This window comes from Streptomyces sp. NPDC046876, assembly GCF_040645035.1.
Taxonomy (GTDB): Bacteria; Actinomycetota; Actinomycetes; order Streptomycetales; family Streptomycetaceae; genus Streptomyces.
On sequence record NZ_JBEYXK010000002.1, the window covers coordinates 224,372 to 241,954 of the forward strand.

Below are 17,583 nucleotides of genomic sequence, written 5' to 3' on the forward strand. Positions count from 1 at the left end.
AAACGAAAGGGGGATCCAGCCGAAGGAAAGGGCGGTCCGGCGGTCTACTTCACGACGTCGCGCTGGTGCTTGTCGGTGACCTTGCCGTCCTTGAACCAGAACCAGCCCTGCGGGGCGAGGAACCCGGTGCCCTTGCCGGTCCAGCACGCCAGCGTGGACGTGGCACCGGCGGTGGACGGGAAGGCGGACTGGGCCACGTCGGTCACCACGCACGAGTTCGTGCCGACCGTCTTGCGCACCTGCTCCTCGGTCATCCCCACGGCGACCTTCTTGTACTGGGCAGCCGTCATGGACGGGGCCGTGGGCAGCTCCATCCGGTAGTGGTGCTTGCCGGTGAGCTTGCCGCTCTCGTCGAAGTGGAAGCCCGCGTACGGAGCCCACTCCTCGATCCCGGACACCCAGCAGTTGAACGAGGGCACGGTCGACTCCGCGGTCACCGGCTTGCCGTTGTCCTCACAGGCGGTGGGCCCGACGATGTCCATCAGCTCCTGCCGGCTCATCCCGAACTGAACCCGGTCGTACTTCTCCTTGGTCATCCCGGAGAACCCGGCCGCGCTCGAGGCCCCGGCGGCTCCCACCACGAGCCCGACGGCCACCCCGGCCACCACGGCGGCCTTCTTGATCCCTGCCACGCAGAAACTCCTCAACTCCTGACAAACCCCCACCCGTCGGCGAAGGCGCAGCCATCGTGGCAACGCCCCCTCTCCCCCGGATCTCGACCGGCTCTACGCCCCTTCACCAGCCACCGGCAGGCCGACGAAGGTGCTGGCACAGTCCGGGCACTCGGCACGGCCGAAGAGATACGTGATCCCTTCGGCCACTTGCGCGAGCCCGAGCGCGCGAGCCGTTCGTGCATTCGCCGGCCCAAGCCGCCGAGTTCATCAGCAGGAGAGGGCGACGGCGGACGTCTCCCTTCGTCCCAGTCCCGATAGCCCGAGTACCGACCGTGAATACCGACCGCGACGGTGACGCTGTAGAAGCCGTCTTCGAAGTCGTACTCGGCCACGCTCCAGCCACTCGCGCCCGCGAACGCGAGATGCGCTCTGAAGAGGGCCATCGCGGTCGCCGGTGAACGGCTGCCGCCCTCGATGCGCAGGGCGAGCATCCGCCGGAGCTCGGCGATCACGGGCGCCATGTCCCGGACGAGCTCGTCGGCGCCGTGGTCCCGGTGGACTCCGGCCACGATCGCGCCGACCAGGTCCAGCGCCCGCTCTGCAGCAGCCGCGTCGCCGTGGCGAGCGATGTCGTGAGCCTTTCGGTGGCCAGGAGGTGCCAGAGTTGCCGCCAGGCAGCCTCATCCCCGAACGGCGGTCGCAGGACCCGCTCGAGAACGGAAGCAACTTCGTCGACCGGCCCCCGTCCGTACGCCGCCGACTCAGATGCCGTCGCACGGCGAAAGCCGAGGAGGGGGATCCCGTCCGGGTCCACGTCTTCGACGGATGGGTGGCCTTCCAGGAGGAAGCCGAAGAAGGCGCGGAGGGCTTCGTTGCCCAGTTCCAAGGGGTGGAAGGGCAGCGCGTACGGCTCCTCCTCCCACTCCGGGTCGGGGTCCACGGGCCGGTCGCCCGCCCAGAAGGGCGTCTCGAAGGGGAACGGGTCCCCGATGTCCTCGACGATTCCGCCGTCAGGCGAGAGGCTCAACGAGCGGCGGAGGCGGCCGTCCTCCCAGACCGCAAAGGCGAGCCAGTCGCTGACGCTGTGCATCGCGTGCAGGATCACGCGACGCCCCGCCGCGGCCTCCAGCACGTGCACGGACACCTCGGACGGGCGGACGAACATCAGGCGCCGGTCGCAGACCAGGTCCACGCTCGGAAAGCTCCCCGCGTACGTGAGGCGCTCCGCCGTCTTCGCTCCCATCGCCGCAGACCAGCGGCGCCCACTGACGACGGTTACGCGTTGAGGAAGTGGTGGGTGGGGTGGGGGTGCATGAGGAAGTCGTGGTGCGAGATGTTCCAGGCGTAGGCGCCGGCCAGGGCGAAGGCCACGCGGTCGCCTGCGCGGAGGCCGGGGGCCGGGACGTTGCGGGCCAGGAGGTCCTTCGGGGTGCAGAGCTGGCCGGTGAGGGTGACCTCGGGGCGGGCGGTGGCCGGCCGGGGCCAGGGGTGGGGCCAGGGCTCGTACGGGAGGACGGAGCAGGGCTGGTCGTGGCCCTTGGTGGCCGGGGTGCGCAGGTGGTGGGTGCCGCCGCGGACCACCGCGAAGGCCTCGCCGTGGCTGTCCTTCACGTCCAGGACCTCGGTGGCGTACCAGCCGCAGTAGGCGGTCAGGGCCCGGCCCGGTTCGATGCGGAGGGTCAGGCCGGGGTGGGCGGCCGTGATGCGGGCCAGGCCCTCGCCGTACGCCTGCCAGTCGAAGAGGACGTCCGGGGCCGCGTAGGACACGTGCATCCCGCCGCCCACGTTCACCTCGCGGAGGGGGAAGCCGTGGCGGGCGGAGAGGGCCTCGGACCAGGTGACGATCGACTCGGCGGCTGCCAGGAGGGCTGCGGCCTCCAGGCCGCTGGCCAGGTGCGCGTGGACGCCCAGGAGTTCGAGGTGCGGCCAGGTGCCGGCCGCGAGGAGGGACGCCGCGGTTTCGGCGTCGGCCGGGTCCAGGCCGAAGGGCGTCGGGCGGCCGCCCATCGCCAGCGAGCTGCCCGCGAGGGAGGAGCCGGCGAGGGGCAGGTTCACGCGCAGGAGGATCCCGACGCGGGATCCGGGGGCGGTGCGGGCCGACAGGGCCGCCAGCACGCGGAGGTCGTGGAGGCTCTCCACGTGGTGGCGGGCCACGCCCGCCTCCAGCGCCGCCGCCAGCTCCGCCGGGGTCTTGCCCGGGCCGCCGAAGGCCAGCGGGCGGCCCGGTACGGCCTTGGCCACGTGGGCGAGTTCGCCGCCCGAGGAGACCTCGTAGCCGTTTACGTACGGGCCGAGCGCCGCCAGCAGCTCCGCCGCCGGGTTGGCCTTGGCGGCGTAGTACAGCTCGACGCCCGCCGGCAGGGCCGCCCGTACCGACGCGGCGTGCTCGCGCAGCGCCGCGAGGTCGTAGACGTAGGCCGGCAGTTCCGAGGGGTCCAGGGACAGGATGCGGTCCGTGACCGGGGCGGTGGGCGTCATCGGGTCGCGCCCCAGGTGGACTCGCCGTGCGCCGCCTCCGAGAGGACCGCCTCCGCGAACGGCGATGCGAGGCGTACGTAGCCGGCCTCGCGGTCGGCCTTGCGCTCCCAGCGGGTCAGGAGGTTGGCCTTCGCCGGCAGGGGCACGCCGGCCAGCAGGGCGGCCAGGCGCGGCGGGCAGCCGCTGCGGTCCGCGTAGGCCCGGAGGGTGGCGCGGACCCGGGCCCACAGCGCGGCCTCGGTCTGCGGGTGCAGGTCGGCGAGGGCCGCGAGCATCTCGGCGACGTGGTTGACCAGCAGGCAGTAGACGACCCGGTCCCAGCCGCGCCGGGCGTCGTACGTCATGGGGCCCGCGACCTCGGCGGGCAGCGAGGCGAGGAGGGCGGCGTGCCGCTCGGGCAGGAGCTTGGTGCCCTCCAGGTCGCGGAAGAGCACCTGCGCGGGCATGCCCTCGTCGTCGACGCAGACGACCACGTTCTGGAGGTGGGGTTCGAGGACGAGGCCGTGGTCGAAGTAGGCGGCCATGACCGGCGGGACCAGCAGCCTGAGGTACGCCGTCCACCAGGCGAGGGCCGTCTGCGGGCCGGCGCCCGCCGGCAGGCGGGAGATGTGGCCGGGGCCCGTCGGGTACTCGTCGGCGACGGCGGCGGCGAGCAGGGGGGTCGTACCCGGCAGGAGCCGGCGCGACAGGCCCTCGCGGACGATCACCCCGAAGCCTTCGAGGAGCGAGCGGTCCGGGGTCCCGTCCGGGCCGGGCAGGGCGAGGCTGCGGTAGGCGGGCTCGCGGAGCACGGCGCTGCCGGGGAAGCGGGCCGCCAGGTCGGTCAGGGCCGGCTCCAGCAGGCGGGTCAGGGCGACGGCGCCGGACAGTTCGTAACTGGCGTTCTTGCGCAGGCAGTTGGTGATGCGGACGTTCAGGCTGAACTTCAGGAACGTCTCGCCGTCGTAGAGCGTGCGGACGGACGCGGTGGCGGCGAAGGGAACCCCGCCCCGGCCGAGGTCCAGGATGTCGCCCCGGTCGAGGGCGGCCCGCAGGGAGGGGTGCTCGCGGAGCATCTCGTACTGCCAGGGGTGGGCCGGCAGCAGCCGGTAGCCCTCCGGGACGTCGGGGCGCAGCCGGTCCAGGGGGGCGGTGGCGCCGTCCTCGACGGACTCCTCGGCGATCAGGTGGGCGCGTACGGCGAGGTGGCGCAGGGGGAAGGCGGCGCCCGCCTCGGGCGCGTAGGACGGCCAGGAGGCGGCGTCGCCGCTGCGGGCCTTGGGGGTGGGGTGGAAGCGGTGGCCGAAGAGGAGGGACTGCTCCGAGGCGAGGTACGTCACCAGAACGGCGTCATCGGCGACATCGGCGGCATCGGCGGCATCAGCTTCATCGGCGGCGCGGGCGGCCAGGGCCGCGGTGACGGCCTCGTGGCTGGAGACGATCTGGTCCAGGAACTCTTCGTTCCGTACGCCCGTACGCAGCGACAGCTCGTCCTGGGTGTATTCGGCCAGGCACCGCCAGTCGATCTCCGTCCAGACCTCGCCGCGCTGCTCCAGCACCGGGCCGGTGAACCGGTGGGCGCCCAGCAGGGAGGTGCGGCGCAGGGCGACCCGCAGCAGCACGCCGCGGCGGGGCAGGCGCAGCAGCAGGTGGCCGTCGGAGACGGCGCTCTGGTGCTCCGGGCCGGACACCTCGCGCAGCAGGCAGTTGAGGAGGGTGTGGGCGACGACGGCGTCGGCACTCGGCAGGCCGGCGGGCGCGACGGAGGCGGTGGGGGCCGCACCGGCGGTACGTCCGGCGGGCGCGGGGACGGTGGCGAGCGACTTGTTCAGCGGGGGCATCAACGGCTCCAGCGGGTGCGGATGGAACGGAGACCGCTACGAGAGCGGGGCAGGGCGAGGGCGCACGCGGTCAGCACGGCCACGGCGCCGCCGGTGAGCACGGGCGCGGCCGGGCCGTAGTGGCCGGTGCCCACGGCGGCGGCCACCCCGGCCACGACGGCGCCGGCCTTGGAGAAGAACTCCCGCGCGCCGAACAACCGGCCGGGGGAGCGCCCCTTGGCGCATGCGGCGGCCAGCACGGACAGGCACACGAGCCCGAGGGTCATGCCCGCGCCGAGCAGCAGTCGTACGGCGGTCAGCGTGGCCAGGGCGTCGGCCACGCCGTGCCCGGCCAGGCCGAGCGCGATGCAGGTGAAGCCCAGCGCCAGGCCGAGCCGGGGGCGGCGGTGGCAGGCGGGGTGCACCGCCATCGCCGTCAGCAGGTAGACGAGGTGCGGGAGGGCGAAGAGGACACCGGAGAGGAACGGGGAGGTGCCGGGTATCCGCTCGTCGATCAGCCGGATCAGGTAGGGGTAGGAGATGACGGTGGAGAAGACGAAGGCGAACTCGAGGGCGTAGAGGGCGCGGAGATCCGACACCGGAGAGGGCTTCTCGGCCGCCCCCGCCTCCGTCTCCGCCTCCTCCCCCGCCTCCGCCTCCTCCCCCGCCCCGGCCGCAGCCGCAGCCGCTTCGACAGCGGTCGCCTCGACAGCAGCCGCCGGCCCCTGCCCCCGCGACTCCGGCAGGGCCGCGATCAGCGCCGCTGCCGTCAGCGGCAGGATCGCGAGCAGGGCGTACTGCCGGTGCGGCGACAGCCACGGCGACAGCGCTCCGACGGCCATCGGCGCGGCGAGGAGGGCCGCCCGCGCCGCGCCCTGCATCAGGGTGAGCGCTCTGGACAGCTCCGGGCCCTCCAGGGTGGCGCCCAGATACCCGTTGGAGGCGGCGTAGGTCCCGCCGAGGACGCCCTGGAGCACCAGGGCCAGGGTGAAGGCGGCCACGGAGTCGGCCCACCCGGCCAGCACGAAGGACACGGCGAGCCCGAGCTGTGCGCGCAGCAGCAGCCGCTTGCGCCCGAACCGGTCGGCGAGCCGGCCCCACAGCGGGGCCCCGAGGCCCGCGAACACGGTCGGGACGATGTACAGCACGCCCGCCCAGCGGGCGGTGGGGTCGCCGAGCCCCGGCAGGATCTCGGTGAGGTACGGGGGCAGCCCGAGGGCGGCGAAGGACGCCACGAAGAAGCACCCGGCGACCGCGTGCACCTGCCGCCGCCCCAGCGTCGGCCGCACGGGCGCGGGCCGTAACGGAATCGGCCGGGACGGCGCCGGATCCCCCTCCGCCGGCTCCGGCGGCGGCGTCGCCGCCCTCGCTGCGGTGACCACTGGAACCAGGGCCGCTGCGGCACTCATCGCAGCTCCCTCCCTCGCCGTCGCAGGTAGTTGGGGCCGGTCGTGTAGTGCGTGTTGACGTCGGAGGCGCCCGAGCGCTCCTTGGTGAGCAGCGTTCCGGCGGTGACCATGGCCTTCACCGGCAGCTCGGCGGCGTCCAGCACCCGCTCCCGCAGCACCGCCCCCGGCTCGCCGGGAGCCGTCCCGAGCCGCTCGGCGGCCTCGGCGAGCCGTTCGCGTACGAGTCCCAGCACGGCCTCCGGCGAGGCGGTGCGGCCGTGCTCGGCCAGCCCGAAGGCGTACGAGCCCGCACAGAGGTGGAGGGTGATGGTGGTGAGCATGTCGGTGACGGCCCGGTGGTCCTCGCCCAGCATCCGCGGGTCCCGGAAGGGGGCCAGCAGCTCGTCGGCCTGCGCGCCCAGGGTCTGCCGCAGCCGAGGGACGTGGAAGCGGGGGCTGTCGTCGTCCTTGAACAGCAGCCGCACCCGGGTGCGGCCGTCCTGCGGGGCGCGGTCGAGCACCAGGGAGACGTTCTGCTGGTGGGAGGCCAGGGCGATGCCGTAGCCGTAGAGGGTGGTCTGCCAGTCGAGCAGCAGCGTGAGGCAGGCGTCGAGCAGGGCCACCGGGTCGCCCCCGTGGAAGCGGTCGGCCAGGTGGTCGATGACCAGCCGCCCGCCCGGGGCGGTGGCCAGCAGCGCGGCCAGCGGCAGCACGACGGCGCGGTCGAGGCCGGCCGGGTAGCGGCGGCAGAGGACCGCGAGCAGCTCGTGCCCGGCGTGGGCGTAGACCGTCTCGTCGGCGTGCAGGACGGTGTCCTCGAACCGCGGCTCCCGCGCGATGACCGCCTCCACCACCCGCTGTCCGGCGGCGCCGTGGACCAGGGTGACGGGCTTGATGGTGCGCCGGTTGCGCAGCCCCAGGGTGGCGGTGGCCAGCGGCAGCTTCAGGTGCAGCTCCGGCTCGCCGACGAGGCCGACCGTACGCATCGACAGGGTCGGTACGGCCTCCAGGTACGGCCCGTCGGCGAGGACGGCCGTGTCCTGGAGGCCCGCCCCGCGCAGCGCGTCCCGCAGCGGGGCGCCGAGGGTGAGCGGGTGGACCGGGAGCGCGAGGTGGCTGTCGGCCAGTTCGGGCAGGCCGAGGCCGGCGGGCGAGGGCCAGCTCGCGGGGAGTACCGCGGGACCGCCGGGGAGGGTGAGCGCCTCCCGCGGTACGGCGAGCCAGCGCAGGCCGAAGCGGGGGTGGAACTCGGGTGCGTAGGCCCGCAGCTGCGCGTCGTCCAGGCCGGAGCGGCCGCGCGCGGTGGGGTAGACCGGGTGGTCGAGGCGGGCGGCGAGGGTGTCGTACGCGAGGGAGGCGGCCGGACCGGTCCAGTCGGCGGGGTCGCTGCCGTAGCGGGCGGTCAGGTCGTCGAGGACCGCATCGGCCGTACGGTCGTGCAGCCGCATGGTGGCCAGCGTCTGGCGGCACTCCTCGGCGAAGGCCGCGAAGCCGGGGAGGTCGAGGGGATCGGCGAGTGCGGTGAGGGCGCCCAGGACCGCCTCGGATCCGGTGAGTCGGCTGCCGTCCGGTTCGCGGGCCAGCAGCGGCAGCCGGGCGGCGTACTCGCCCTGGAAGCCGTCCGCGCGGACGGGGACCAGCAGGGCGCCGCCGTCCCCGTCCCCGTCCCCGCCGTGGGGCGGGGGCAGGGGCAGGCGCAGCCAGCGGCCGTCCTCGCGCTCGACCGCGGTCGAACGGGTCCGCAGGCCCACGACGTCCTCGCGGATGAAGGCGCTCAGCACCCGCAGCAGCAAGGCCTCTTCGGCGGCGACGGCAGCGGGCACGGCGACAACGGCCGTGGCGGCGCGGGTCACGGCGTGATCTCCCAGCGCCCGGTGGCGAGGAAGTCGGCGTGGACGCGGTTGACGGCCTCCTGGTCGGTGCCGACGACCCGCACGGCGCCGAGGTAGTCGCGGTGGGTGTGGGCCAGCTCGCGCCACTCGCCCACGGCGCGCATCGGCCGGTACGTCAGCCGTACGCCGTCCGCCTCGCGGTCGGTGGCGGCGGGGGCGGCGGTCAGCGTGCCTGTGCGGTCGGCCATCGGCCACGAGATCCGCGCGGCACCGTCGCGGCGGGCGCCCAGGTCCGCCGGGAGCGGCTCGCCGAGGTGGGTCCGCAGCACCAGGTCGAAGAGCGGGATACCGAGCAGATCGGCGAGCAGCAGGTCGCACTGGTCGCCGATGGCCCGGTAGTTGACCTCGATGATGCGGGCGCGGCCCTCGTGCACCACGAACTCGGTGTGGCAGATGCCGAAGCCGATGCCGAGGGCGTCGAGCTGGGCGAGGACCTGGGCAGCGATCGGCTCGGGATGGGCCGGGACGAAGGTCAGCTGCTGTTCGATGAAGAGCGGCGGCGGGGTCAGTTCGGTGTGGAATCCGCCCAGGACGTGGCGGACGGCGCCGTCCCCGAGGGTCTCCAGCGTGTGGAGCCGGCCCGGGAGGTACTCCTCCACGACCAGGGGCGCACCGGGCCGTCCCGCCTGGATCTCCTTGCACTGCAGGAGCAGGTCCTCGGGGCCGTGGGCCATGACCACGTTCTCGCTGGCCACGCCCTCGCGCGGCTTGAGCACGCAGGGGTAGGGGACCGCGCCGGCGTCGGGCAGTTCCCCGGGGGCGAGTTCCACGGACCACACGGAGTCGGTGCCGGACGCGGTGAGGTGGCGGCGCATGTGGGCCTTGTCCTTCACCCGCAGCGCGGCCCTCCAGTCCTTGCCGGGCAGGCCGAAGTACTCGGCGGCCAAGGCGGCCTGTACCTGGAGGTGGTCGCTGTTGGAGAAGACCGCGTCGGGCTCGTGGTGCGTCGCCATCCGGGTGATGACGGCCCGGAAGTCGCGTACGTCGCACTTCAGGACCTCGACGGCGTCGCCGTAGCGCTCGCGGTGGGCGTCGGGCCGGTCGGTCAGCACGGTGACGTCCAGGCCGAGTCGGGCCGCGGCGGGGAGGAAGCCGTCGGTGACCGAGTCGGTGAGGGGGAGGGCGAGCAGGTACAGGCGCACGGGCGTGACCCCTTCCGGATCGTGGCAGCGGCGGGCAGCCGTGGTCACGGCAGCGGTCGGCTCGACGCCGTGAGCGGACCACACCGGCCGCCGCAGTTTAGGTTAGGCAAACCTAAGTAATCAACCCGACCGGAACGCGCACGGCTTGCCGCTCGCCGCGGATTGATCGACGATCACCCGATAGCTAAGGTAAGCCTTACCTATTCGCTGACACCGGCCCGCTCGTGAGGAACGCCGATGACGACGCCCCTGGACACCACGCCCCCGGTGCCGCTCACGTCCGTGCGCGGGGGCAGTCCACTCGCCGCCGGGTACCGCCGCCTCGCCGCCGTGTGCGAGGCGCTGGACCTGCGGATCGCGGGTGACGACACCGACGCCGACACCGGCGCCGGTGCGGACCCGGGCGGCGGGGCGGGCGCGCCCGGGGCCGGCAGATGGGTGACGGGAGCCCGGCTCGCCCGGGACCCGGAGGCCCTGACGGCCTTCGTCGGCGCCGAGGCCGCACGCATCCGCGAGCGGCACGGCCACGAACCCCGTCCCGACGTCGCCGCCTCCCGGGCCCTGCACGACTACGCCTGGTCCGTCGGCGTGCTGATGAGCGGCGCCTGGTACCTGGAGCGCCGTGTTCCGCGCATCCGCCCGGCCGAGGTCCGGGTCGACCTCACGACGGGCGCGTACGAGGTGACCCCGGGCCACGCCTTCGCCTGCCTGCCCGACGATCCGGCGGCGGCCCCCTCCGCGCCGTCCGGCGCGAGGATGTCCGACGCGAGGATGTCCGGCGTACGCACGGTCCCTGACGGGGAAGCGCTGCGCGCCGAGCTGCGGGCCGCCGTGGTCGACCACATGCGACCGGTCCTGGCCGCCTTCGCCCCACACGTCCGGCGCGGGCCGCGCGCCCTGTGGGGCATGGTCGCAGACGACCTGGTCTCCGGCATCTGGTACCTCGGCCGCGTCCTCGACCAGGAGGAACGGTCCGTCAGCGCGGCGGCCGAGCTGCTCCCGACGGCCATGGCGCCGTTCCCCGGCGGCGCAGACTTCCGCCTGCTGGTGGGCCGGGAGGGCCGCCGGTACCCGACCCGCACCCGGATCGGCTGCTGCCTGTACTACAAGCTCGACGCCGCCCGCCCGTGCGGCACCTGCCCGCGCACCTGCGACACGGAGCGGCTGCGGCGGCTGGAGGACGGGGGCTGAGCGGCGTCACGCCGTCCGGCTCACTCCGTCCGGCTCACTCCGTCCGGCTCACTTGGCCGGGTCGACCTGGAAGGTCTTCGCCATGTCGTCCAGGACCTTGTCGGCGCCCTGCAGGGACACCGACGTCATCCACGTCGCGTCGTCGACCTCGTGGACGTTGCCCTTCCGGACGGCGTTCAGGCGCTGCCACAGCGGGTTCGCCATGAACTTCCTCTTGCGCTCCTCGCCGCCCGAGAAGGCCGTCAGGAAGATGTGGTCGGCGTCGGCCTGCTGGATCTGCTCCTCGCTGATCTCGATGTTGAACTTCGCGGTGTCGCGCTGGTTCTCCGGCCGCAGCAGGCCCATGTCGCCCAGGATGATGCCGGTGAAGCTCTTCGGCAGGTAGATGCGGGTCGGGCCGTCCACGAAGCGGGTGATCGAGACGGTCGGCTTTCCGCCCTCGCCGCTGCCGCCGCCCTTCGCGTTGACGGCGTCGCCGATCTTCTTGGCGCGGGTCTCGTACGCCGCGAGCTTGGCCCTGGCCTTCTCCTCCCGGCCCAGCGCCGTACCGAGGAAGGTGATGTTCTCCTTCCAGATCGGGCCGGTCGTCTTGACGAAGACGGTCGGGGCGATCCGGCTCAGCCGGTCGTACAGGTCCGCGTGGCGGACGGTCGCCGAGACGATGAGGTCCGGCTTGAGGGCGGCGATGGCCTCGAGGTTGGGGTTGTCGAGCGGGCCGACGTCCTTGGTGTCCTTGACCGCGTCGCCGAGGTAGGCGGGGAAGCCCTTCTGGTCGCGGTACGAGCCGATGCCGCCGACGAGCGGGGTGTCGAGCGCGACGACGGCCTCGACCAGGCTGTTGTCCAGCGCGACGACGCGCTGGGGCCTGGACTTGAGCTCGGTGGTGCCCTTGTCGTGGGTGAGGGTGCGCGGGAAGCCCGCGTCCGCCGCGGCGGCCGGTCCGCCGGAGGCGTCGACCTTGCCGTCCCCGCTGCCGCCGCCACAGGCGGCCAGCGAGAAGGCCATGGCCGCCGTCAGGACGGCGGCGGCGATCCGGCCGGGCCGGCGGCGCTGGACGAAGGTGTTCATCGGATCTCCCCCAAGAGCTGACGGTGCGGACGAGCAACTGGCCTTGCGCTCTTCGGACATGACGGGACGACGCAAACCCATGGCCAAAGAAACTTAGGCAAGGCTTACCTACCTTGAGCGCTGCGAGAATAGCGGCTGCCCGGGCCTGAATCCACCCCGTGAAGGACCCCCCACTTTGGTTAGGCATGCCTTACCTTGTGATGCGTGACCTCGAAGCCCGTCGCCGGAAGGGCGGCCGACACCGGCCACCGCCCCGAGCCGCCGCCCCACCCGGCCGTTGGCCGAAACCCCGCCGGGAACGCCCCCGCCGGGCCCCGCAGCCGGGCGACCTCCCGTGCCGTGCTGACGGTCGGCCTCCTCGGCGCGCTCCTCCTTGCCGTCTGCGCGTCACTGGCCCTCGGCACCAAGTCCGTTCCGCTCTCCGACGTCCTGCATGCCATGGCCGGCGGCACGGAGGGCGACGCCGTGGTGATCCGGGAGCTGCGCATGCCGCGCACGCTCCTCGGGATCGTCGTCGGCCTGTCCCTGGGCGCGGCCGGCGCCGTGGCACAGGACATCACCCGCAACCCCCTCGGCGACCCGGGCCTCATCGGCATCAGCGCGGGCGGCTCCTTCGCCGTCGCCCTCGGCATCGGCGCGCTGGGGCTGACGAGTCCTTACCAGTACGTCTGGTTCGCCTTCCTGGGGGCCGCGCTCGCCGGCCTGCTCGCGTACTCCGTCGGCGGCACCGGCCACGGCGGCGCCACCCCGGCCAAACTGGCGCTCGCCGGGGCCGCCGTGACCGTCCTGCTCGACGCCGGCACCAACACCCTCGTTCTGCTCGACGTACGCACCCTCGACCAGTACCGCTTCTGGGCGGTCGGCTCCCTCGCCGGCCGTGACTCCGCGCTGGCCGTGGACCTCCTGCCGTTCGTCCTCGCCGGCCTGCTGCTGGCCCTCGGGCTGAGCGGCCGCCTCAACGCGCTCGCGCTCGGCGACGACCTCGCCAGGAGCCTGGGCACGAAGGTCCGCACCACGCGGGTGCTGGGCGCCGTGGCCGTGATCCTGCTCGCGGGCACGGCCGTGGCCGCCGCCGGCCCGGTCACCTTCATCGGCCTCGTCGTACCGCACGTCGTGCGGGCGTTCACGGGGCCCGACGCCCGCTGGCTGGTGCCGTGTTCGGCGCTGGGCGGCGCAGCCCTGATGCTGACCGCCGACGTCGTCGGCCGGATGGTCGCCCGCCCCGGCGAACTGGAGGCCGGAGTCGTGACCGCCCTGCTCGGCGCCCCCTTCCTCGCCCTCCTGGTCAAGCGGGGCAAGCTGAAGGAGCACACCCGATGAAGGGCCCGCTGCGCCTGGAAGCCGGCCCGATCGGCGTCGCCGTGCGCCCGCGCGCCGCCCTCGTCGTCCTCGGCCTCGCCGTCACCGGTTTCGCGGGGCTCGTCGCCTCCGTCTCCCTCGGTACGTACGCCATCCCGATCGGCGACGTGCTCGACGCGGTCCTCGGCTTCGGCCGGGGTGCCTCGGACCTGATCATCCACCAACTGCGGTTGCCCCGCGCCCTGACCGCCCTCCTGGTCGGCGCCGCGTTCGGCCTGGCCGGCGCCGTCTACCAGGCCGTCACCCGCAACCCCCTGGCCAGCCCCGACCTCATCGGCATCGCGGCCGGCTCCGGGGCGGGCGCGGTCGGGGTGATCCTGATCGGCGGGGTCACCTCGGCAGGATCCGCCGCCTTCGGCGCCGTACCGTTCGGTTCGCTCGCCGGCGCCCTGCTCACCTCCGCCGTGATCTACCTGCTCGCCTACCGCGACGGCACCATCACCGGCTACCGCTTCGTCCTCGTCGGCCTCGCCGCGAACGGCGCCCTGATCGCCCTGACCCGCTGGCTGCTGGCCCGCGCCGACATCGACCAGGCCGCCCGCGCCATGGTCTGGCTCACCGGCAGCCTCAACGGCCGCGGCTACGAGCACGTCCTGTGGTCAGGGCTCGCCCTCGCCGTGCTCATGCCGCTGACACTGGCGCTGGCGCGCCCGTACCAGCTGCTCCAGTACGACGACGACACCGCCCGCAGCCTCGGCATCCCGCTGAAGCACGCGCGGATCGCGCTGCTGGTGCTCGCCACCTGCCTGACCGCCCTGGCCACCTCGGCCGCGGGGCCGATCGCCTTCATCGCGCTCGGCGCACCGCAGATCGCCCGCCGCCTCTCCGGGACCGCCGGCATCCCCCTGGTGACCAGCGCACTCACCGGCGCGGTCCTGCTCGTCCTCGCCGACCTGGCCGCCCGCCTCGTGCTGGCCCCGACCGAACTGCCCGTCGGCGTCCTGACCGGCGCCGTGGGCGCCCCGTACCTGCTGCTGCTGCTCGCCCGGGCCAACCGGGCCGGAAAGGGAGGCTGACATGACCGCACCGCCGACCCCCCGCCCCACGGCCACCGCCGCCGACGGCCCCGAAACGCAGCCCACCGGGGCCGCGGCCCTGCACGGATCCGGCCTGCGCCTGGGCTACGGCAACCGGATCGTTGCCGAGGACCTCGACCTGCCGATCCCGGCGGGCAAGGTCACGGCCCTGGTCGGCCCCAACGCCTGCGGCAAGTCCACGGCCCTGCGCGCCCTGGCCCGGCTCCTCGAGCCGTCCGCCGGCGCCGTACTCCTGAACGGCGAGGACATCGCCTCCCTCTCCGCCCGTGACTTCGCCCTGCGCCTGGCCCTGCTGCCGCAGACCCCCAGCGCCCCGGACGGCATCACCGTGCGCGACCTGGTGGCCCGCGGCCGTACCCCGCACCAGCGCTGGTGGCGCCAGTGGTCCGCGGCGGACGAGGCCGCCGTGGACGCGGCCCTGGCCGCCACCGGCGCGAGCGACCTCGCCGACCGCTCGATCGACGAACTCTCCGGCGGCCAGCGCCAGCGCGTCTGGATCGCGATGGCCCTGGCGCAGGACACCCCGGTCCTCCTCCTGGACGAGCCCACGACCTACCTGGACCTGGCCCATCAGGTCGACGTCCTGGAACTGGTCGCCGGACTCAACCGCACCGACGGCCGCACCGTCGTCATGGTCCTCCACGAACTGAACCTGGCCTGCCGCTACGCCGACCACCTGGTCGCCATGCGGGACGGCCGCGTGCTGGCCTCGGGCCCCCCGTCCCGGATCGTCACCCCGGACCTGCTCCGAGAGGTCTTCGCCCTGGACGCCGAGGTCATCTCCTGCCCGGTGGCCGGCACCCCCCTGATCGTCCCCAGGGGCAACCTGCGCACAAGCCCGTCCTGAGCCCCCGGTCAGGTCCGGGCGGCCGCCGCGACGGCCGGTTCCGGGTGAGCGGCCGGCAGGTCGAAGACCTCGGCCAGCAGCTCGTACGAGCGCTGCCGGTCGGCCGGATCCGGCGTCAGCGTGTTGACGATCAGCTCGTCCACCCCGTGGCCCACGGCCAGCGCCGTCAACGTGGAGTGCACCTGCTCGGGCGTTCCCGAGACCAGGGCGGTGCGGTGCACCTTGGCCCGCTCCAGCTCCGCGCCCGTCCACCGGTGCCTGCGCGTCGTCTCGTACGAGGGCATCGGCAGGTCGTGGCCGAGGTCCTTGCGGGCCCGCCACAGCAGGAGGCTCTGGGCCAGCTCCTCCGCCCGGCCGGCGCTGTCCGCGGTCACCACGCGCACCGCCAGCGCGCCGCGGGTCCGCCGCCCCGTGGCGGCCTCGAACTCGGCGCGGTAGTGGCCGAAGGCGGCCGGGCCGCCGGCCGGGGAGAAGAAGTGCCCGAAGGCGAACTCGGTGCCCAGCTGCCCGGCCAGCCGCGCCGACTCCCGCCCCGCGCCCAGCAGCCACATCTGCGGGGCGACGGGGGCGTGCGGGACGACGCCGGCCGGGCCCAGCAGGGCGCGCAGCCGGGCCAGCCGCTCGGGGAAGTCGTGCGCGGGGCCGCCGGCCCGGCCGATGCCCAGGTCGACCCGCCCCGGGTACAGGGAGGCCAGTACGGAGAAGACCTCGGCGACCTTCCCCGGGTCGTAGCGGGGCAGGAGCACGCCGCCCGTCCCGATCCGCATCCGGGACGTGTGTGCCAGCAGGGCTCCGGCCAGGATCTCCGGGGCGCTGCTCGCGAAGCCCGGGGAGCCGTGGTGCTCGGCGGCCCAGTAGCGGGTGTAGCCGAGTGCTTCCGCGGCGCGGGCGAGGTCCACGGAAGCGCGCAGTGCCTGGTCGGGGGTGTGGTCCTCGCCGACCGGGGTCTGGTCCAGTACGGACAGCCGCAGCTTCGTCATGAGGTGTCGCCTTTCGGTTCTCAGTGCTGGTGGGCGGGGACGCCGGAGGCGCCGGCCATGGTCGCGGGCACGATCCTGAAGTCCGCCTTGAAGACGAGGTTGTGCAGGTCGGCGGCGGCGATGGCACGCAGGGTGGGCAGTTCGGCGGCGGCCTGCGCGTCGTCGAAGACGTTGAGGGGCCATTCGGAGACGGTGGCCCCGCGCAGGTGCGGGTGGTGGAAGCCCCTGCCGTAGTGCGCGTACAGGGTGACGGGCGGGATGTCGGCGGCCGACTGCTCGTCCCACCACAGGGTCCAGGCGTGGAAGAGGCTCCCGTCGTCGGCGTGCCGGACGCCGGTGGCGTCCACCACCCCTTGGCCGAGGAGCAGTTCGTCGTTGAGCTCGCCCAGGGCCTGGCGGGCGTACGGGTCCAGCAGCCGGGCGGCGGTGTGGAAGTGCTCCTCCTTGTCGGGTCGGGTGACGGCGCCGCCGTGGACGCCGTCGCGCAGGTCGGCGAAGTGGCGCAGCAGGGCGTCGAGGTTGGGGACGGCGTTGACTCGGGCGGTCATGGCAGCTCCAGACGGGAGAGGGAAGGGGAAGGGGAAGGCGCAGGAGGGTGGTCCGGGTGGGTGAGCAGGTGCAGGGCGAGGCCCAGCCAGCCCCGCAGGGACACCGGGGCCTTCCCGCCCGGCCCGGCCGGGCCGGCGCCGGGCTGCAGGAACGCCGCGTGGCCCGTCTGGTGGAACTCGCGCAGCGCGACCTCCACCCCGGCCGCCCGCAGCAGGCGTGCGTACTGGTGCACGTCGTCGCTGACGGGGTCCAGGTCGCCGGTGGCCAGGACGGCGGGGGCGAGCCCGCTGAGGTCGTCGGCCTCGAGCGGGGTGCTGTAGAGGCGGGTGCCGTCGGCGGCGACGGGCAGGCCGGGCGCCTGGTAGGCCCGCCAGGCCGAGGCCAGGTAGGCCGCGGTGGGGAACATGTCCGGGTAGCGGTGGTACGAGGCGCCCGCGCAGCCGGGGTCGAGCGGCGGGTAGGCGAGCACCTGGGCCGCCAGGGGTTCCCCGCGGTCGCGGCAGGCCAGGGCGGCGCAGGCGGCCAGGGTGGCGCCGGCGCTGTCCCCGCCGACGGCGAGGACGGGGCCGGTGCCTTCGGCCCGGGCCTGCTCCCGGGCCCAGGCGAGCGCGGCCAGGACGTCCTCGACCATGGCCGGGTGGCGCACCTCGGGGGCCAGCCGGTAGTCGACGCTGACGACGGCGAAGCGGGAGAACCGGGCGAGTTCGGCGGTCGCGTGGTGCCAGTCGGATGCCGACCCGGCGCGCCAGCTGCCGCCGTGGGCCCACACCAGCCAGCCCTGCGGGGCCGTTTCGGGCCGCAGCACCCGGGCGGGGAGCGGGCCTGCGGGGGACGGGACGCGTACCTGTTCCCAGCGGACGGCGCCGCGGCTGTCACCGGGGGCTGATCGCGCGGGTGTTGCCATCGAGGGGGTCCTTTCCAGGGGGCGCCGGGGGTACGCGGCCGTGCCTGGGGCCAACGTTCGCGGCGCGGGTGGGGCCGTCACAAGGCGGAGTTGCCTTAGTGGAAGCGGGGCTGTCAGGCGGTGTTCCTGGCGCGGAGGAAGAGGACCGTGGACAGTGTCCCGACCAGGACGATCGCGGTGTTCACGATGACCGCCGTGGTGATACCGGCGTGGATCTGGGTGTTCGCCGCGGCGATCGCGGACATGATCGGCGTGCCCATCGTGATACCGATCTGCTGGGTCATCGTCGCCAGACCCGTCGCCATGCCCTGCTCGTGGTCGGGCAGACCCGTCGT

At 74.2% G+C, this 17,583-nt stretch carries 15 protein-coding genes and 1 pseudogene; 4 read left to right on the forward strand and 12 right to left on the reverse strand.

The window, feature by feature from the left end:
* Positions 1–44: 44 nt before the first annotated feature.
* The 7 genes from ABZ924_RS02630 to ABZ924_RS02660 form a co-directional block, all read right to left on the reverse strand.
* Positions 45–632: a hypothetical protein gene (locus ABZ924_RS02630; RefSeq protein WP_361902902.1), complete on the reverse strand. Its 588-nt coding sequence runs from the start codon at positions 630–632 to the stop codon at positions 45–47.
* Positions 633–1,122: 490 nt separating this feature from the next.
* Positions 1,123–1,857, reverse strand: coding sequence for a hypothetical protein (locus ABZ924_RS02635; RefSeq protein WP_361902905.1), 735 nt, complete (start codon positions 1,855–1,857; stop codon positions 1,123–1,125).
* A gap of 32 nt (positions 1,858–1,889) precedes the next feature.
* On the reverse strand, positions 1,890–3,092 hold the full coding sequence (locus ABZ924_RS02640; protein WP_361902908.1) for a type III PLP-dependent enzyme: 1,203 nt from the start codon (positions 3,090–3,092) through the stop codon (positions 1,890–1,892).
* The gene (locus ABZ924_RS02645) at positions 3,089–4,912 is read right to left on the reverse strand and encodes an IucA/IucC family protein (protein WP_361902911.1); all 1,824 of its coding nucleotides are present in this window, start codon (positions 4,910–4,912) and stop codon (positions 3,089–3,091) included. Before ABZ924_RS02645 ends, ABZ924_RS02640 begins: the two co-directional genes overlap by 4 nt.
* Positions 4,912–6,180, reverse strand: coding sequence for an MFS transporter (locus tag ABZ924_RS02650; RefSeq protein ID WP_361902914.1), 1,269 nt, complete (start codon positions 6,178–6,180; stop codon positions 4,912–4,914). The genes ABZ924_RS02645 and ABZ924_RS02650 overlap by 1 nt, the downstream gene beginning before the upstream one ends.
* A 116-nt stretch (positions 6,181–6,296) precedes the next feature.
* The gene (locus tag ABZ924_RS02655) at positions 6,297–8,132 is read right to left on the reverse strand and encodes an IucA/IucC family protein (RefSeq protein ID WP_361902917.1); all 1,836 of its coding nucleotides are present in this window, start codon (positions 8,130–8,132) and stop codon (positions 6,297–6,299) included.
* Positions 8,129–9,313, reverse strand: a complete 1,185-nt coding sequence (locus tag ABZ924_RS02660) for a siderophore biosynthesis protein (protein ID WP_361902970.1) — start codon at positions 9,311–9,313, stop codon at positions 8,129–8,131. The genes ABZ924_RS02655 and ABZ924_RS02660 overlap by 4 nt, the downstream gene beginning before the upstream one ends.
* Positions 9,314–9,550: 237 nt before the next feature.
* Between ABZ924_RS02660 and ABZ924_RS02665 the strand changes: the two genes are divergently transcribed.
* The gene (locus tag ABZ924_RS02665; protein ID WP_361902920.1) at positions 9,551–10,504 is read left to right on the forward strand and encodes an iron-sulfur protein; all 954 of its coding nucleotides are present in this window, start codon (positions 9,551–9,553) and stop codon (positions 10,502–10,504) included.
* 48 nt (positions 10,505–10,552) lie between these two features.
* On the opposite strand, the gene ABZ924_RS02670 is transcribed toward ABZ924_RS02665, so the two are convergent.
* Positions 10,553–11,572 carry an iron-siderophore ABC transporter substrate-binding protein gene (locus tag ABZ924_RS02670; RefSeq protein WP_361902923.1) on the reverse strand — a complete coding sequence of 340 codons (1,020 nt, stop codon included), beginning with the start codon at positions 11,570–11,572 and terminating at the stop codon, positions 10,553–10,555.
* 204 nt (positions 11,573–11,776) lie between these two features.
* Between ABZ924_RS02670 and ABZ924_RS02675 the strand changes: the two genes are divergently transcribed.
* From ABZ924_RS02675 to ABZ924_RS02685, 3 genes are read left to right on the forward strand one after another with little or no spacing between them, the layout of a single operon-like run.
* Positions 11,777–12,892, forward strand: a complete 1,116-nt coding sequence (locus ABZ924_RS02675; RefSeq protein ID WP_361902926.1) for an iron ABC transporter permease — start codon at positions 11,777–11,779, stop codon at positions 12,890–12,892.
* Positions 12,889–13,947, forward strand: coding sequence for an iron chelate uptake ABC transporter family permease subunit (locus tag ABZ924_RS02680; protein ID WP_361902928.1), 1,059 nt, complete (start codon positions 12,889–12,891; stop codon positions 13,945–13,947). Before ABZ924_RS02675 ends, ABZ924_RS02680 begins: the two co-directional genes overlap by 4 nt.
* 1 nt (position 13,948) lies before the next feature.
* Positions 13,949–14,815 carry an ABC transporter ATP-binding protein gene (locus ABZ924_RS02685; RefSeq protein WP_361902931.1) on the forward strand — a complete coding sequence of 289 codons (867 nt, stop codon included), beginning with the start codon at positions 13,949–13,951 and terminating at the stop codon, positions 14,813–14,815.
* Positions 14,816–14,823: 8 nt separating this feature from the next.
* On the opposite strand, the gene ABZ924_RS02690 is transcribed toward ABZ924_RS02685, so the two are convergent.
* The 4 genes and pseudogenes from ABZ924_RS02690 to ABZ924_RS02705 form a co-directional block, all read right to left on the reverse strand.
* Positions 14,824–15,795, reverse strand: a complete 972-nt coding sequence (locus ABZ924_RS02690; protein WP_361902934.1) for an LLM class flavin-dependent oxidoreductase — start codon at positions 15,793–15,795, stop codon at positions 14,824–14,826.
* Positions 15,796–15,815: 20 nt separating this feature from the next.
* On the reverse strand, positions 15,816–16,343 hold the full coding sequence (locus ABZ924_RS02695; protein WP_361902937.1) for a hypothetical protein: 528 nt from the start codon (positions 16,341–16,343) through the stop codon (positions 15,816–15,818).
* Complete coding sequence (locus tag ABZ924_RS02700; RefSeq protein WP_361902940.1) at positions 16,340–17,248, reverse strand: alpha/beta hydrolase fold domain-containing protein; 909 nt, start codon at positions 17,246–17,248, stop codon at positions 16,340–16,342. Before ABZ924_RS02700 ends, ABZ924_RS02695 begins: the two co-directional genes overlap by 4 nt.
* Before the next feature lie 113 nt (positions 17,249–17,361).
* Positions 17,362–17,583: pseudogene (locus ABZ924_RS02705) on the reverse strand (MFS transporter); the annotation flags it as partial.